A 17,736-nucleotide genomic window follows, 5' to 3' on the forward strand; every position below is an offset into this window, starting at 1 on the left:
TGCAGAGCGCAATGTCATTCAAGTTATTGTTAACCGATGTAACTTCCCCGCTAGGCAAAGCGCTGGAACACGAGTTGGAGCGCGAGCCGTTCAAGCTGCTGGTGCCCGCTGCGGCCGAATTGGATTGGTCTGATGTGCAGAGTCTGAAAACCTACCTGCAAAAACACCAGCCGGATTTGATAGTGAATTGCCGCGGCTGGGAAGAGGCCTTTTACTCGGGGGGCCAGGCTGCACTTATCAACACTGCCCGCGAATTGGCACAGGCTTGCGCCGAAGTGCAGATCCCCCTGATCCACCTCTCCAGCTATACCGTGTTCGGCGGCGATGGCAAAGGGACGCACAGTGAAAAAGACCCGGTCGCGCCGCTCAATGACTCCGGGCGGGCATTTGCTGAGGCGGAACAGGTAATTGCAGCGTCGGTGCCCAAACATATCATTTTGCGTTTGAGTTGGGTGATTGGCGCTTATGGGGATAATTTGCTCACACGTCTGCTCAGTTCATTTCTCGCTGGTGCGTCTGTTACCGTCAATCGCCGTTTGCGCGGAGCTCCTACGGCGCTCTCTGATGCCGCGCGTGTCGCTGTCGCCATGAGCAAACAAATCTATTGCGGCGCGGACAATTGGGGAGTTATGCATTACTGCAGCAGTGATGCCTGCACTGAAGACGAATTCGCCGAACAGTTGTTGCAATTGCTTATCCAACAACAACTGCTTACCGCCGAACCCAGTATAAGTCTGGTCGATAGCGACCCCACCGACGAACCCCTCAGTGCCATCCTCGGCTGTCGCCGCGCGCGCGATTACTTTGGCATCCAGGCACGTTCGTGGCGCCCGAGTTTATTGCCGCTGGTAAAACAGTGGCTGCATAACCGTGAGCAGATTAAAGCGGCGCAGTAGGTTTCTTCAGGCAATAAAAAACCTCGAGGCGCTGGTGCGGCTCGCGGTTTTTGTTTTTACGGTTGGGAGCGATTCAACGCGCTGAAATACCCTTATATTCTCTGGAATACGAGGGTCGCGTTTGTGCCGCCAAAACCAAAGCTGTTGGACATGACGCGATTCAGTTTCACACCGTCCTGACGCTTGAGTGCGATCGGCATGCCTTCTGCTTCCGGGTCGAGGGTTTCGATATTGGCCGAGGCACAGATAAAGTCATGCTCCATCATCAGCAGGCTGTAAATCGCCTCTTGTACGCCGGTGGCGCCGAGGCTGTGGCCGGTGAGGGATTTGGTGGAGCTGATGGCGGGGATGTTAGCGCCAAAGGTTTCTTTGATGGCGCGCAATTCAGCTAAGTCGCCCACTGGGGTAGAGGTACCGTGGGAGTTGATGTAGTCAATGTTGCCATCCACCGTTGCTAATGCTTGCTTCATGCAACGCACAGCGCCTTCGCCTGACGGGGCCACCATATCGTAGCCATCTGAGGTTGCGCCGTAGCCGACGATTTCGGCATAAATTTTCGCACCGCGCGCTTTGGCGTGTTCGTACTCTTCGATCACCAAACAGCCGCCGCCGCCCGCGATCACAAAGCCATCGCGATTAGCATCATATGCACGTGAGGCCTGGTCAGGGGTTTCGTTGTATTTGGTAGACAGTGCACCCATCGCATCGAACAGGGCGGTTAAGGTCCAATGTTCTTCTTCGCCGCCACCGGCGAAAACGATGTCTTGTTTGCCGAGCTGGATTTGCTCCAGGGCCACACCGATACAGTGGGCGCTGGTCGCACAGGCAGATGAAATCGAGTAGTTAACGCCTTTGATTTTGAACGGCGTTGCCAAACAGGCAGACGTGGTGCTGCCCATGGTTTGCGTTACGCGATAAGGGCCAACACGCTTCAATCCTTTTTCGCGCAAAATATCTGCCGCTTCCACCAGATTTTTGGAGGAGGCGCCGCCTGAACCCATGATGATGCCAGTGCGATCGTTGGATACCAGATCTTCACTTAAACCAGAGTCAGCAATAGCCTGTTCCATGGAAAGATAGGCATAGGCCGCCGCATCGCCCATAAAACGCAGCACTTTGCGATCGATTAGCTCGGCCAGATTGATATCGATGGAGCCTGCAACATGGCTGCGAAAGCCCATTTCTTTGTATGCTTCCTGAAATTTGATACCGGAACGGCCAGCGCGCAATGCATCCAACACGGCATTTTTATCATTGCCCAGGCAGGACACAATTCCCATACCGGTAACAACAACGCGTTTCATAGGCTACCTCTTTCGTATTTAGCAACAGCGCCGGGCAACTAGTTTGCTTATGGCGTGCTTAAATCGGACGTGGTTAAAAAGGCGAGCATTATGCCATAAGCAGTCAAGCGCTCACCCGTTATCATTATTGTGGACAGTTAAAAGCTGTCAGTGTTCTGGAACAGGCCAACGCGCAGGTCGTGGGCGAAATAAATATCCTTGCCATCGCAGGAAACGCGGCCATCGGCGATGCCCATAATCAGCTTGCGTTCGATCACACGCTTCAAATTGATGTGGTAAGTGATTTTCTTGGCGGTCGGCAAGATTTGGCCAGTGAACTTGACCTCGCCACAGCCTAGTGCGCGGCCGCGGCCGGGATTGCCTTTCCAGCCGAGGAAAAAGCCAACCAATTGCCACATGGCATCCAGGCCCAGGCAGCCGGGCATTACCGGATCACCTGGGAAGTGGCAGTCAAAGAACCACAAGTCAGGGCTGATATCCAACTCGGCAATAATCTCACCTTTACCGAACTCACCGCCGGTTTGGGCGATGTGCACTACGCGATCCAGCATTAACATATTGGGCTTGGGCAATTGTGCGTTGCCTGGGCCGAACAATTTGCCGTCGCCACAGAGGAGCAGGTCTTCGCGGCTGTAGGAGCTTTTAGGTTCAAAGGTCATGGATTTTACTCTGCTAGTGATCATCGAGCACGGGCAAGGCCCGCGCAAAAGTGCGCCATTCTAACCGCTGTGGCTCAGTTGTCCAGTTAGACGGGCGCCAGTTGCATGTGTTGCTGGCATTGATTATTGGTAATTAGTTAGAAGCTGCGTGCCAGTGAGAACTCGGCTAATTGCTTCATTGCGGTGGTGTAAGTGTTGTCTGGCAATTGTTGCAATTGGATGAGCGCCTGCTGCACTTGTTGCTGTGCTGCCTCCAGCGTGTAGGCCATGCCACCGGTGGCATGGACGATCTCCAAGACGGCGGGCAGCAGGCTCGCATCACCGGTGCGGATGGCGTTGGCGATGGTGTCGGCCTGCGCGGGAGTGCCGGTACGCATGGCGTGAATCAGGGGCAGGGTGGGCTTGCCTTCGGCCAAATCATCGCCGACATTTTTCCCTAAGGTGGCGGCATCGCCGGTGTAATCCAATGCATCGTCTACCAGTTGGAAGGCGACGCCGACATGACGGCCATACAGCCGCAATGCCTCGCGTTGCATGGGTGTTGCACCACATTGCACGGCGGCGACTTCACAAGCGGCAGCGAAGAGAATGGCGGTTTTTTTGTCGATGACGCGGAAGTAGTTTTCTTCATTGACATTCGGGTCTTTGGCATTCACCAGTTGCTGTACTTCACCTTCGGCAATGATATTGGTGGTATCGCTCAGGATCGCCATCACGTCCATGCTGCCAATGCCGACCATCATCTGGAAGGCACGCGAGTAGAGGAAATCGCCCACTAGCACGCTGGGCGCATTGCCCCATTGGGCGTTGGCGGTCGGGCGGCCGCGGCGCAGGTTGGACATATCGACCACGTCGTCATGTAGCAGGGTGGCGGTGTGGATAAATTCGATAATGGCCGCGAGCGATAGATGATCTTTCCCCTTGTAGCCCAGCGCATTGGCGGTGAGCAGGACCAGCAGCGGGCGCAAACGTTTACCCCCGGCTTCCACCAGATAGTGGCCGATATTTTCAACCAGACCGACATCCGAGTGGAGCTTGTCGATGATGAGTTGGTTGACTGCGCTGAAGTCGTCTTTAACGGCCTGGTGGAATGGCAACATGGTAGTTTCTTATTTATCTAGGGTGGATTTGTTATTGGCGTCAGGGCATTTATCCGAACTGACTAAATGGCAGGCGGCAATGCTAGCAGTGAAGGCTAGAGAGTCAAGGAAAAGCTGGCGCGCAAAGCGCATCAAACCAGGTCACTTGCAGTGGGTACCGGCTCTTACAGGCCAGTGCGCAATAATTCTGCGAACCCAGTGTCCACTGGTGAAATTGCCATTCATCGCCATCCTCATTAAGCACCGCTGCAATCTGCGCGTTGATATTATCGTCCGCAAGATCAAACGAGATCTTCTCCAGTCCGGCCGAAATCCCTGTCCCCATTGCTTTAAAGAAGGCTTCTTTTAAGGTCCACAGGCGATAAAAGTAATCGCTTTGCGCTACACCAGGCAGTGTTTGTAGCCGGGCAAATTCATGGGGGTGGTAATAGCTTTCGGCGATGCCAATTAAATCGCGCGTAGTGCCAACCGCTTCGATATCTATACCGATAAGTTCAGCGTTAGCAACTGCCAACATCGCCCAGTGTCCGCTATGGCTCAGGCTGAAGTGAATATTGCTCCGCGGCAGGTAAGGTTTGCCTTTATCGGTGCGCAAAAACTCCACCATCTTCGGTGGTAGGTTGGAGTAGCGTGCCAGCACTTTGCGCAGCAGCCAGCGGCTTGCGATGTAACTCTCTTTGCCGCGCACAAATTTCTGTGCCCGCTCGCGCTCGGCGCTGCTCATAACACGCTCGGCATCTGTGTAATGGTCGGCGGTAAATCGGCGGATATCCAGGCAATAAATATGTATATCTTGTGCGCCCAATCCGTAGCCTTGCTCAGGTTGACTAAAGGCGGGTGCTGGCAATGGTGTTAACGATAAGATCATAAAAGCAATTTGGTCGGCGATGAATGCGCCCATAATACGCGTTTTACCGCATCGATTTGCGGTTACGTCATACCAGCTTTGCGCCGCCTCGATAAATCAGCGACAATTCGCGCCCTCAAAAAAACCAAACCCATTTTGGAGTTGCTATGCAAATCACTGCCGACAAAGTAGTCAGCTTTCATTACCGCCTGAGCGAAACTGGCGGTGAGTTGCTGGAATCATCCTACGATACAGAACCAACCCTGTACCTCCATGGCCACAAGGGTTTGCTTGCAGCATTGGAAGAGGCGCTGGAAGGTAAAAAGGCGGGTGATAAAACCGCCATCAGCCTTACCCCGGAGCAGGGTTATGGCGTGCGTCAGGAAGGTGCGGTACAGCGCATTCCCATCAAACATCTGCACGGCCATGAAAAACTCAAAAATAAACTCAAGCCTGGCATGAAGGTCGCGGTGAATACCCAGCATGGCCCATGGGATGCCATTGTATTAAAAGTCGGCAAATTCAATGTGGATATCGACAGCAACCATCCACTCGCCGGTAAAAACCTCGACTTTGAATTGGAAGTTGTTGAAGTGCGCGATGCCACCGCTGAAGAGCTGGCGCACGGCCATGCCCACGGCGTTGGTGGCCATCACCACGATTAATCCTGAGTAATCGTTCGTCCAAAAAGCCCGCACGTGTTGCGGGCTTTTTTATTGGATGAAGATTTGGCGATGCTTCAGTGTTGAGAATTGTAAATCGAAAGGCAACGTTGTCAGGTTTTGATTGCGGCTTTAGGTGTCGCTCGGTTATTGTGTTTTTCTTACAACAAAATCAACCATAACAACGACACCCATCAGGGGTACAACGGGCAATCATATGAATAATCCAACCAGCAACGCCAGCCGCGTTTTATCGATCGACGTCTTCCGCGGCATTATTATTTTCACCATGGTTTTTGTTAACGAGCTAGCTGGCATCGCCGAAGTACCGCAGTGGATGAAACACTTGCCCGCAAATGTGGATGGCATGACGTTTGTCGATCTGGTATTTCCCGCGTTTTTATTTATTGTCGGTATGTCCATTCCCTTTGCGATCCAAGCGCGCGCGAACAAAGGTGATTCTGCGCTGGAAATTTTTAAACATATCGCCCTGCGTAGTTTGGGTTTGATAGTGATTGGCGTGTTTATGGTGAATGCCGAATCCGGTTATGACGCGGCGGCCATGGGCATCTCTATGCCATTGTGGACGCTGTTGATGTTTATCTACGTTTTATTAATTTGGTCGAATTATCCCAAAACACTTTCACCTGCGATTTCACTGGGCGCAAAACTGATTGGTGTTGCCGGCTTGGTGATGCTCTGGTGGATGTACAAAGGCCCTAATGATACCGGCATGACCACCCAGTGGTGGGGCATCCTCGGTTTGATCGGTTGGGCATATTTAATTGCGGGCTCTTTATTTTTAATCACCCGGCAGTTTGCATCTCCTGCGACACAATTTTTCACTCTCGCGTTAGTCGCACTTGCATTGATCGGATTATTTTTTGCGCTGGATAAAACCGCTTTGGCATCGGTTCCGGTATTGCAAACCCTGGCTGCAGCTAATGGCAACCACACTCATGCGGCGATTGTGTTGGCGGGCGTGATCCTCTCACAATTATTTTATTTGCCAATTTTTGCAGCGAGTAAATTTAAAAATTACTTGGTCTTTACTTGTGTCGTTGCGCTACTCGCATTTGCAAGCTGGCAGATATCTCCTATCTCCAAAATTTGGGCAACCCCCAGCTGGGCATTATTCAGTGTGTTCTTTTGCTGCGTGATTTTTGGTGCGGTCTATTGGTTAGTGGATGTCAAACAGCAGCGTGCCTGGACGGCATTCTTTGAGCCCTCCGCAACCAATCCTTTATTGGTTTATATATTGCCCTACATTGTTTTATCACTGTGCGGAATTTTGGGTTTCTATCTTCGCCCTGAATTTTTTAACGCGGGTCTAGCGGGCATTTTATGGAGCCTGGGTTTTGCGTGCGTGATTATGGTGATAGGTGCAGGGCTTACGCGTATGGGTTTGCGCGTTAAGTTATAGCTATTCAAATGCTGCGAAGTAACAGTAGCTTCGCAGCTCGTTTTGCTCCCGGGCTATTCACTACCGCATTCGACACGCTGCATATCAACAACACCAACGCAATACTACCAGAACGTAAGCCAGTAACTTATATCCTAATCGATGCAATCAACTGCTGAACTGCCTGTTACAGTGTTTGTGTCGCATATTTCCCGGTTGTTGGATTATATTGGTGCAAAAATATTGATTGCAGATCGCAAAAATTACTGAAATGCACGATTAATTTTCATTGAATACATTTTGTAACAAATTGGTAGGCATCTCCATGTTAACTTTATTTTGCGTTAATTCAGTGCGCCGCCATTTGATGGTTTGCTTTTAGCGCAAGGAATTTATTTGGTTATTTTTTGATATAAATTTTGTGATTTTTTGCACAATTGTCATCTTGGAAAACATATTGTCGCCTTAATTTTCTTTTTAAGTGGTGCTCTCTCTTGTGATTGATATTTTTACTGAGTAGGATGCGAGCCAATTCGGGGTAGGAAGTTTTTCCCCAAAAAAAGAATGGTAATAGGAAAGTATTTAACCTAAAGGAATGGTGAAGGAACGTGAATCCAGGTACATTTTGTATCCCGGTAACGATGTGCATTATTGTTAATGCCACATCTGTTGTTGGCACTAAGATCCCCCCATATTCAACTTTTGTTGATCCCTTTGTTAGTTTTCGAACTATCCAAAATACTCTCCTATTAAATTTTCCTGGCGAATTGATGATCATGTTGCGCATGTTTTCATCTTTTTTAGCTTGCTGCCGCCTGTTTTTTTTCTCGGCTGATACAGTTTTTTTTGCTTAAGTGTTGGCTGTTTTAATCCGGGTAAAGCGTTTATGCGTGTTGGAAGTTTGTGCTGGATGTAAGTGCTTTTTCTCATTTTACCGTAGTTAAAAATTAATGATTCTCTTCATTGTTAAAGGAAAATATCATGAAAACTTCGATTACTCATGCTTATGTTTTGACTGAAGTTACCAGCACCTTGGCTGATGTGTTGGGTGTGGAGGCAGAAGACATTTCTCCATCAAGTGAGATGGTGAATGATCTGGGTGCTGAATCTCTGGATTTTGTGGAGTTTAATGCGAATCTGGAGAAAAAATTTAATCTGAGCTTGCCAAAAAAAGGTGCGCTTTTTCAGGCAGGAAAAATCTCTGGGAACCTGGAGCAATTTTACGGTGTAAAAACTGGCTTGACTCCCGATGGGATAGATCTTTTGTCGCACTCATTGTCACGTTATGCCCATCTGCAACCAGGCATGATGATTGGCGATATTTTTAACGCTACTCAAGTCATTAATATTGCCAACCTCTGCTACAGCTTGCTTACCCATTATTTGCCGTCTGCATGTCCTGAGTGCGGTCATTCGCATGCGAAATTATCACCGATTGGAAAATTGCAGTGTGAGAATTGCAGTGTGTTGATTCGTCCATTACAAGGTGATGAAGCGGAAGAAAAAGGTCTGCGGTCTTATCTTGATGCCAGTGTCTTAGAGGTTGCGTAAGTCATCATGGCTAACAAAGTGGTAGTAACAGGGATTGGTCTTATTTGCGGTCAAGCCATGTCTGCAAATGAATTGTTTGAGCGCATCAGCCAATGCCAATCATCGGTGCGCAAAAATGAAAAGTTGGCAGCTTACGGTGTTACCAATTCTGCCTGCTCATTTATTGATGAGCAGGTGTTGGCTGCACTGGATGTTCAGTGTCGCGAACAAGGCTTACCGCAGCTTTCTGCTCCCGCTTTGTTGGCTATTTATGCGGCTGCACAGGCAATTGAAAATGCGGATATAGATGTAAAAAGTATTGAGCGTAAGGGTCTTTTTTTGGCCTGCAATAAACAATCGCTTGAGGCAGAACATCTGTTGGGTCTGGCGAAGCATTTTGATCCAACTACCGGGAAGGTAGATCTGGATATGTTTATGGAAATGCAGCGCCATGAAAAGCAATCCTATTTTCATAAGCGTCAGGATATGGCCGCGTTGGTTTTGGCTGAGCGTTATGAATTTGATGATGTAGTCATGACGCCAGGCGATGCCTGCGCCGCTGGTGGTATCGCCGTAGGAACGGGATATCGATATATCGCGCAGGGTGAATTGGATGTTGCGCTGGTTGGTGCAACAGAAGCCATGTGCAATTACATGCCGATGTTGTCTTTCTCCATATTAGGTGCACTGGCACCGCAGTCGGGTGAACATCCTGCTTCTATCAGTTGTCCTTTTGATAAAGCGCGCAGTGGTTTTGTAATGGGCGATGGTAGTGCATTCCTGATGCTTGAATCCGAGCAGCACGCACAAGCGCGCGGTGCAAAAATTTTGGGTTATGTAAGCGGCTTTGCTAAACAAACAGAGTCCTGGCGGATTACCTCCAGCCCTAAAGATGGCTCCGATTACGCACGGTGTATGAGTGATGCTATCGCCGATGCCGGGCTATCCATTAATGACATCGACCATATCAATGCACACGGTACTTCTACCGAGCAAAACGACAGTTGTGAAAGTGCCGCAATAAAAAAATTATTTGGCGAACGTACGGTGTCCATACCTGTGACATCCAATAAATCAGCCATAGGACATTCGCTTGCCGCCAGCGGTGCGATTGAGGCTGCACTATCAATAATTTCCCTGCAGCAGCAACTGTTATTGCCGACGTTAAATTTTTGCGAGGGCGATGAAGATACGGCGGGAATTAATGTCGTGCAGCAGGCGACACCGTCCAAAATAAAACACATTTTGTCTAATTCGTTTGGTTTTGGTGGCGAGAACTCGGTACTTATTTTAAGTGCAGTAGCAGAGTGAAGGATCATGATTAAAACAGAAAGTAAAAAAGCGCCAGTATTTGTAGAGCAAGGCTCGGTTTATTGCAGTGCAGGAAATAATGTGAGCTCGCTTTGGCAAGCTCTGGCAAACGGCCAACAAAATTTGACTGCACTTCCTTGTCCCGCTTATGACGCTTGGCCTTGGTCCCAGGTGTTTCTGGTGGAAGAACCGGGTGCAAGTGAGTTGGGTGTAGACCGAAAAATTCTGCGCACCATGGAAAAGCAAGCCAAAATGGCACTCTATGGTGCTGCACTCGCTGTTCAGCAGGTTGAAACTCTGGCAAACAAATCAATTAGCAGTGCAAAAAAAGGTTTGTATTTAGCGCTGCCAACGGTTGATGAGTCTGTTCCGCCTTGGTCATTGTTGGAAACCTTGCATGAGGTTTCGGCAACACCCACACAACCGATAGAGTTATCGTCAAGTGAATTTCTACAGCGTGAAATTCCCGCCTTTTTTGGTTTATCAACGCTTAACAGCAACGCTTGTGCACACATTTCCGCTTGTTTCGATTTAACCGGTGCGATGGGTGCATATTCACCATTTGCAGATGCAGCATTTCAAGCCCTGATTGATGCAACAGGTGCAGTTGCCCAGGGGGAAAATAGTGCTGCCTTGGTTGGTGGTGTTAGTCCCAAGGTAAATCCGCAACTGTTATTGCAATACGAACATTGGGGTTGGGATAAGTTGTCCGCACGCATTCCCGCTGAAGGTTCATCGTTTGTTGTGTTGACGGCGAATAAAAATCCGGACGCAGTTTGTGTGAGTGGTTTTGCTCGTGGCTTTATTGCTAGTAGTGTCGAGGCTCCAGAAATCTATCAACAACTGCTAGCGCAAGCGCTCGCCAATGCCAATGTCACCGCAGCGGATATTGATTGGTTTCTACCTTTTGCAACCGGTGGTAAAGATATTCAAGCGCTGTTCGCCCTTGGTGCAAAAGAGTCATTGCCAATATTGTCGAGTGAATCTTGTATGGGGTTCTCAGGCGCGGCTGGTCCATTGATTAATCTCAATTTAGCGCTCCACGGTCTGCAACAACAAAAATACTTGGTTAACACACACAACAATATTAACGCTCAAGAAAATGCGGGTGCTCTGCGTCATGTTGCATTAAGTGCTGCAGGTCCTGAGGGTCAATATCTCGTAGTGATTCTATCCAGGGAGGTCATATGAATTCACGAGTTGTAGTAACCGGTTTGGGAGTTGTGGGGCGTTTGGGTTTTGAGTGGCAGGATTTTTGGGCAGCATTACTTGCCGGACAATCAGCGATTGTTCCCTGGCAACCGGAAAATATTGAAGACTTTCCCGTGCGTTATGCCGCTCCTGTCGATAATGCGCAATTTGCTTCGTATTTTTCTGCGCAGTTATCCGCACAACCGCCGATGGAAAGGCGCAGCCAATTCGGGCTTATGGCGGCGCATCAAGCCATGAATGATGCTGGTTTATTAGGGAAAACAGGATTGAATATGGGCGTAGCGGTTGGTTCGGGGATTCCCGAGCGCTACACACCGGACATGTTATTGGCGATGGGTGATGGTGGCCCTGACTGGCAAACGCTTTACGCAAAACGTGAACAATTAAATCCTGCCATGCGCAGCGGCAACGATCAGCTCGCTGCATTAATTGCGCGCGCGCATGGTGCCAATGGCCCGGTACAAAATTTCAGCACCGCCTGCGCGGGTGCCGCTCATGCAATCGGTAGTAGCTTCCGAATGATTCGCAACGGCGAAGTTAATTGCATGATCGCCGGTGGTGCAGATTCGGTATTAAATTTAATGACTATGGTGGGGCTTAACTTATTGGGGGCTCCTTCAGTTTCTGAAGATTACGGCGATAAATTATGTCGCCCATTTGATGAGGGTCGCTCCGGTTTTGTAGCTGCAGAGGGCGGTGCTTTTGTTGTGCTTGAAAGCCTTGATCATGCCCTTGCACGCGGTGCGCATATCTATGGAGAGGTAGTGGGTTTCGGTAGTTCAATGGATGCTTACCGTGTTACTGCTCCTCATCCCGAAGGTAAGGGCGCCGCGTTATCAATGCATAAAGCCCTGGTTGATGCTGGCCTTGATGCGGACAATATTAATTACATCAACGCACACGGGACATCAACACCGCTGAACGATACGGCGGAAACTTTTGCCATTAAAACAGTATTCGCAAAAGATCAGCACTATCAAAAATTGGCAGTGAGTGCGACTAAATCGCAAATTGGACATTGGATTGCAGCAGCTGGCGCGCCTGAGTTTATTGCGACATTGCTTGCGACGCAGCAAGGAATAGTTCCGCCAACGCTTAATCTCGAAAATCCTGATCCACTTTGTGATTTGGATTATGTACCGCATAAAGCACGTGCTGTAACGATTAACGCGGCGCTCTCAAATTCCTTTGGTTTTGGTGGTCTCAATACATCATTGGTGGTAAAGCCTTACAAGGAGGATCGTCATGGCTAATGCATCGACGGATATTTTTATTACGGGTACTGGTTGCCTATTGCCAGGTTGTAATAACCCAGCAGATTTATGGCAGCGCTTGCTGGAAAAAAAATGTGCAACTGTGCCCTACACAAGTGAAGACATAACTACTCAAATAATTTCCTGGTTTGGCCACATCAGTCCGGATCAGGCAGCTACGGCACTTGCTGCTGTACCTTTTAAATTGCGTCGTTATGCTACGCCAGCTTCGCAATGGGGCATTAAAGCGACGGTTGATGCATTAACTAACGCGCAATTGGATCTAGCCTGTATTGCTCCCGAGCGGATCGGCTTGTTTACCGCACAAGGTGATTACAGTTATCCCTCGCTGCCGTCATTCACGGCGGGTGTCGGTAAGGCGATTGAGCAAAATAATTTGAATTTGCCCGCATTAACAAACGAATTTTTAAATAATCGCGGCATGGATGCATTCTTGTCTATCAAGGGGCTTTCAAATAATTCCCTGGCAATTGCTAGCCTTGCGTTTGGTACGCGTGGCGATTGTGGCGCTTATGTACAAAATAAAAGCGCAACTATTGCTGCGTTACGCAGTGCGGTGATGAGTTTGCGCTACGGTTACAGTGATGTTGCCTTGGTTATTTGTACGGGCACTTACAATGAAGCGCTTACATTAACTGAGCTTTATCAGCAAAATTTATTGTCTCCTGCCAAACAAGGCGCAGCATCCCAGCGGCCATTTGACCAACAGGCAGACGGATCAATTTTAGGTGAGGGTGCCATTGCTTTGATTTTGGAGACGCGTGCCCATGCGCAAAAACGCAATGTGGCCGGATTGGCAAAAATCGATGGTATCGGCAACAAAACCGCATTTTTAACCGTGGATCAGCACAATAACTATCATCACTGCGCGCAAAAATTGTTGCAAAAAGCCGGGCTGGAGTTAGATTCAGTTGATGCCATAGTCGCGACCGGAGCCGGTGGTAAAAAGGCCGACCAGCAAGAAGTAGTACAACTTGAACAGCTGTTGAATGGCAAGGATATTCCTGTCACTTGTGCGTCTGCGATTACCGGCAATTTACCTGCCTGTCCCCTGGATATGTTGACCGCACTACAAATGCTGCAGCACCAAAAAATCCCGGCGATCGCTAACCTCACTAATCCCATCGGCCACCAGTTGCATTTGGTGCAAAAGGAATCGCTAACGCAACCTGTACAGAGAGTATTAACGCTGAACCGCTGTTACACCGGGTTCAACTCCGCCGTGGTTTTATCATCTCCCTCTTATCAATAGTGCCGCGCCATGTCTAATTATCAACATTACGTAAAAAATCACTTGTCCCAACTAATGTCTACCTTGGGCTTAAATATTTCCTATACCCGTGCTGAAGGGGATTATTTATATTATCGCGATGCGCAGGGTGATGAAGTGCCCGTGCTGGATTTACTGGGCGGTTATGGTTCCTTGATTTTTGGTCATAATCATCCACAAATTGTAGCGCGCGCAAAACAATTATTGGACCAGCAAGTTCCTGTGCATGCTCAATTTTCACTGCGTGAAGGCAGCGGTGAATTGGCTAAAAAATTGAATCAGGTTATGCAGCGTGAGCTAAATAGTGATGAAGAGTTTGCAGTAACTTTTGCTAATAGTGGAGCTGAGGCGATAGAGGCAGCGATCAAACATGCAGAATTAGAACGCGTGTTAAAGTTGCAGGATTTATTGGATGAAGTAACCCTCAATATTGAATCTGTGCAGCATTCTATCCGCGTAGGCGAGGCAAAAATTCCGGAGCATATTTATCGTCATACCAGTATTCGTGAGCAAGTATTTGATGTACGCAATTTCGAAGAGTTGATCGTTGGTCTAATTAATCACAATACCGAGCAGCTGGTTAAACGCCCAATATTTTTAGTGCTGGAAAAATCTTTTCACGGAAAATTGATTGGCAGTGTGCAGTTGACCTACAACAAAAATTTCAGAAGGCCGTTCCAATATTTTGGTTTGAATACCCGTTTTATCTCTCCTAATGACCCTGCGCAGTTAGATCGGGTATTGCAAGAAGAGCGAGTGGTTATTTTTGATCTCGCCGTGAATAACGGTGAGGTAGCAATTGTCGAGCGCGAGATCCCCATTTTTTGTGCCTTCCTGATTGAACCTATTCAGGGCGAAGGCGGCGTAAACCTGTTAAACAAAGAGTTTGCACAACAGGTTCGTAAAACCTGTAATCAGCTGGACTGCCCGCTAATTATTGATGAAATCCAATCAGGTATGGGGCGCAGTGGCACTTTTCTAGCCAGTACGCAAATTCCCGTGAAGGGGGATTATTACACTTTCTCAAAATCCCTTGGCGGCGGCATTGCAAAAGTATCGGCAACCCTGATAAAGAAGAGCCGTCTACGTAAAGAATTTAGTTTGGTGCACAGCTCTACCTTTGCAGAGGATGACTATTCTTCTGGTATCGCTTTGACAGTACTGAATATGTTGGATGATGTGCAGCTCAATGCCTACGAAAAAATTAATTCCAGTAGTACGGCCTTGCGTGAAGCGCTTATTGGTGTACAACAGAAGTTCCCTGATGTAATTCGCGATGTGCGGGGTTTGGGGCTTTTTCTTGGTGTTGAGTTTTTTGAACAAAAAAATGCTAGTTCAATTTTATTTCGCGGTGCTTCGTATAACGATTCATTTGGCTATTTGCTTGCGGGTTATTTACTGCATGAGGAGCGTATCCGCATTGCTCCTCCAGGTAGCGCGCCTAATGTATTACGTATAGAGCCGTCGCTGTTTTTAACTGAAACGCAAATCAGTCATATTGCAGAAGCTTTTGCTCGTCTGTGCCAAATCATCCAGTGTCAGGATGCGCTGCATTTAGCTTTCCCCCTGACGCAGTCAAAACGCGGTAAACCGCGCGTGTCGATTGATAATCATCATCAGGATTTTACTGCTAAGGCAGCCTCTCATGCTGGACTTTCATTAACTCGCCCTGTGCGCAAAGTCGCCTTTATCAATCATTTAATTTCGCCGGAATTATTGGCAGAAGTTGATCCTTCATTGCAGCATTTGAACAGTGAAGAGTTGCGCAATTTTATCGAGCGTATGGAACCCAACAAAAAAACTGCGCCTTTCCCGCCTGTGCGGATTCAATCGCCTTTAGGGGTTGCAGTGGATTTCTATCTGTATCCCCTATGCGTTAGTTCGCATCAAATGGTGAACTACCTTAACGACGGCAATCTTGATGGTATTCGCGATGATATTCAGGATCGTATTCTGGCAGCGCAGGAGGAAGGCTGCGAAATTGCCGGTTTAGGCATGTACACCTCCATTGTTACTAACAACTGCACCTCGTTAAAAATTCCTGACATGACGTTAACCTCGGGCAATGCATTGACGATTGGCATGGCATTGGAAGCAATCGAGCAGGCTATAGCTGACCAACGGATTGCTATAGATGATATGACCGTTGTTGTAGTTGGTGCCGCTGGAAATATCGCCTCAACCTATGCATCACTGTTAAGCGAAAAATGCACGCGATTAATTCTACTCGGTAGTGAACGTAGCGGTTCGCTCAATCGCCTGCAGCAAACGGTGTACACGATTTATGAAGACACTTGGCAGGAAATCAACAGCAAGCCATTCAATCAGCTTGGTGCACTGGCGAAAAAACTCATCCAGGAGCCAATTATTCAGGAGTGGATTGAGTGTAAAAATGCACCGGTAAAAGTAATTGGAAAAACGATCGCCAATGCAATTGCGGAGCGTCACGGTGCAGATCCCTACATCACGATTTCTACCGATCTCACGCTGGTTAAACAAGGCAATATCGTGCTCTGCTCTGCAAACAGTGCTGAGCCATTCTTGGGCGCTGACGATTTTGGGAAGAATGCGATTATTTGCGATATCGCTGTACCAAACAATGTGCAAGCCAATATTGTTCAGCAGCGCCCCGATATCATTTACCAACAAGGTGGCATTGTCGCGACTCCAAATGGTGAGAGCTTGCATCCAACTGCGCGAGCGTTTTTAGGGGCGGGGCAGCTATTTGCGTGTATGGCAGAGACCGTCATTCTTGGATTGGCTGGAATCAACCAGCACTATTCCTATGGTGCGATTTCCAAACAGCAAGTGCGTGAAATTCTTGCGTTGGCAAAAGCGCATGGATTCTCTCTGGCAAGTTATAAAAAGGGAAACTCTTTGTAACGCCAGGCAGACAATTTTTAACAATATTTTTTACATTAAAGGAATGCAGAATGACTGAACTGAATAATCAGGTGGCAATTGTCACTGGTGCAAGCCGTGGTATTGGTCGTGAAATTGCAATTCAATTGGCGCAACAGGGTTGCGATATTGCTATCAATTATCGCACTGACGAAATCGGGGCGCTAAAAACAGCTCAATTAGTGGAGGCGCTTGGTCGTAAAACCTTGCTGGTACCTGCCGATGTCGCCAGTTTTTCGGCCTGCTCACAAATGGTCGATGCGGTCATGGATAAATTCAATCGTGTGGATGTTTTAGTGAACAATGCGGGTATCGCACGCGATAGTTTATTGATGAGCATAGAGCCTGAAGATATAGCTGCAGTTATCAATACCAATCTCTACGGCGTTATATATCCAACGAAAGCAGTTGCACTTCACATGATGCGCCAGCGATACGGGCGCATTATCAATATCTCCTCATCCGCTGCGAGCAAACCCGGAAAAGGCCAAAGTATTTATGCGGCTGCCAAAGGTGCAGTTGAAGCTTTTACCAAGGCGATGGCGGTAGAACTGGCGCCACGCAATATATTAGTTAACGCGGTTGCTCCAGGGGTAATTGTGACGGACATGTCTGAACATATTCGCGAGCTGGGCGATGAAGAAATTAAAGCGCGTTTATTATTAAAACGTTATGCCGAACCTCAAGAGGTTGCCGATCTGGTGGTGTGGCTGGCAAGGCCACAAAATCAGTATATGACCGGTGAGGTATTGCACCTCGACGGTGGATTAAAAATGGCATAACCGTTTAATGAGTTAATGTACGAATTTTAATTTTAATCTACGAGCACAAAGGATATGAGTTTCAATCAAAAAACGGCCATCGTTACCGGAGCCGCCGCTGGTATAGGTGCCGCAACTGCAAAATTACTCTGTGAGCGAAATATCGCCACGATTATTTTGTTGGATATTGCTGCTGACACTTTGCAACAATTTGCTGATGAGTTAACGCAGTTGTATCCACGTACGCAGATACTTACCTGTGTAGCCAATATTGCCGATAACAATTCTCTACGTGAATGTTTGCAGCCATTGCTCACGCGTCTTGAACGTGTTGATGTTTTGGTAAATAGCGCTGGTGTGGCCGATGAAAATGATCCAGATGAAATCGACATCTGGCATAAGGTGTTGGGAGTCAACTTACATGGCACTTACCACACCACTATAGAGTCACTAGCGTATATGCCTGATGGAGGGCGCATTATCAATGTGTCGTCGATTCTTGGTCGTGCGGGTAATGTGCGCAATACAGCTTATTGCACGTCCAAACATGCGCTGCTGGGTTTCACCAAAAGTCTTGCACTGGACGTTGAAATTGTAGAAAAACTCG

The 17,736-nt window shown here is 48.2% G+C and carries 15 protein-coding genes; 11 read left to right on the top strand and 4 right to left on the bottom strand.

The features are described from left to right. Positions 1–11 precede the first annotated feature (11 nt). Positions 12–896, top strand: a complete 885-nt coding sequence (locus tag B4E62_RS15820) for an SDR family oxidoreductase (RefSeq protein WP_310073139.1) — start codon at positions 12–14, stop codon at positions 894–896. Between the two features lie 92 nt (positions 897–988). On the opposite strand, the gene fabB is transcribed toward B4E62_RS15820, so the two are convergent. The 4 genes from fabB to B4E62_RS15840 form a co-directional block, all read right to left on the bottom strand. Further along, entirely contained in the window at positions 989–2,200 is a 1,212-nt protein-coding gene (gene fabB, locus B4E62_RS15825; protein WP_331352714.1) for a beta-ketoacyl-ACP synthase I, read from the bottom strand. Positions 2,201–2,337: 137 nt separating this feature from the next. Further along, a complete protein-coding gene (fabA, locus tag B4E62_RS15830; protein ID WP_310073136.1) occupies positions 2,338–2,859 on the bottom strand; it encodes a 3-hydroxyacyl-[acyl-carrier-protein] dehydratase FabA in 522 nt (173 codons plus the stop codon). A 137-nt stretch (positions 2,860–2,996) separates the two neighbouring features. Next, entirely contained in the window at positions 2,997–3,959 is a 963-nt protein-coding gene (locus tag B4E62_RS15835; RefSeq protein ID WP_310073134.1) for a polyprenyl synthetase family protein, read from the bottom strand. Positions 3,960–4,062: 103 nt separating this feature from the next. Continuing rightward, positions 4,063–4,860, bottom strand: a complete 798-nt coding sequence (locus tag B4E62_RS15840; RefSeq protein WP_331352715.1) for a 4'-phosphopantetheinyl transferase family protein — start codon at positions 4,858–4,860, stop codon at positions 4,063–4,065. 113 nt (positions 4,861–4,973) lie between these two features. On the opposite strand from B4E62_RS15840, the gene B4E62_RS15845 reads away from it, so the two are divergent. From B4E62_RS15845 to B4E62_RS15890, 10 genes are all read left to right on the top strand, one after another. Continuing rightward, on the top strand, positions 4,974–5,471 hold the full coding sequence (locus B4E62_RS15845; protein WP_331352716.1) for an FKBP-type peptidyl-prolyl cis-trans isomerase: 498 nt from the start codon (positions 4,974–4,976) through the stop codon (positions 5,469–5,471). A 214-nt stretch (positions 5,472–5,685) separates the two neighbouring features. Continuing rightward, on the top strand, positions 5,686–6,891 hold the full coding sequence (locus B4E62_RS15850; RefSeq protein WP_331352717.1) for a DUF5009 domain-containing protein: 1,206 nt from the start codon (positions 5,686–5,688) through the stop codon (positions 6,889–6,891). 960 nt (positions 6,892–7,851) lie between these two features. After that, positions 7,852–8,421 (top strand): acyl carrier protein, encoded by a 570-nt coding sequence (locus B4E62_RS15855; RefSeq protein WP_331352718.1) that lies wholly within the window; start codon positions 7,852–7,854, stop codon positions 8,419–8,421. A gap of 6 nt (positions 8,422–8,427) precedes the next feature. Then, positions 8,428–9,711 (top strand): beta-ketoacyl-[acyl-carrier-protein] synthase family protein, encoded by a 1,284-nt coding sequence (locus B4E62_RS15860; protein ID WP_331352719.1) that lies wholly within the window; start codon positions 8,428–8,430, stop codon positions 9,709–9,711. A 6-nt stretch (positions 9,712–9,717) separates the two neighbouring features. After that, positions 9,718–10,902, top strand: a complete 1,185-nt coding sequence (locus tag B4E62_RS15865) for a beta-ketoacyl synthase N-terminal-like domain-containing protein (RefSeq protein ID WP_331352720.1) — start codon at positions 9,718–9,720, stop codon at positions 10,900–10,902. Next, entirely contained in the window at positions 10,899–12,176 is a 1,278-nt protein-coding gene (locus tag B4E62_RS15870; RefSeq protein ID WP_331352721.1) for a beta-ketoacyl-[acyl-carrier-protein] synthase family protein, read from the top strand. Before B4E62_RS15865 ends, B4E62_RS15870 begins: the two co-directional genes overlap by 4 nt. After that, a complete protein-coding gene (locus tag B4E62_RS15875; protein ID WP_331352722.1) occupies positions 12,169–13,449 on the top strand; it encodes a beta-ketoacyl synthase N-terminal-like domain-containing protein in 1,281 nt (426 codons plus the stop codon). Before B4E62_RS15870 ends, B4E62_RS15875 begins: the two co-directional genes overlap by 8 nt. A 9-nt stretch (positions 13,450–13,458) precedes the next feature. Beyond that, complete coding sequence (locus B4E62_RS15880; RefSeq protein WP_331352723.1) at positions 13,459–16,350, top strand: aminotransferase class III-fold pyridoxal phosphate-dependent enzyme; 2,892 nt, start codon at positions 13,459–13,461, stop codon at positions 16,348–16,350. 50 nt (positions 16,351–16,400) lie between these two features. Continuing rightward, positions 16,401–17,150, top strand: a complete 750-nt coding sequence (locus B4E62_RS15885; RefSeq protein ID WP_331352724.1) for a 3-oxoacyl-ACP reductase family protein — start codon at positions 16,401–16,403, stop codon at positions 17,148–17,150. A gap of 54 nt (positions 17,151–17,204) precedes the next feature. Further along, a partial coding sequence (locus B4E62_RS15890; protein ID WP_331352725.1) for an SDR family NAD(P)-dependent oxidoreductase occupies positions 17,205–17,736 on the top strand: 532 nt, incomplete at its 3' end.

Origin of the sequence: Cellvibrio sp. UBA7671, from assembly GCA_002483145.1 — a bacterium.
Taxonomy (GTDB): domain Bacteria; phylum Pseudomonadota; class Gammaproteobacteria; order Pseudomonadales; family Cellvibrionaceae; genus Cellvibrio; species Cellvibrio fibrivorans.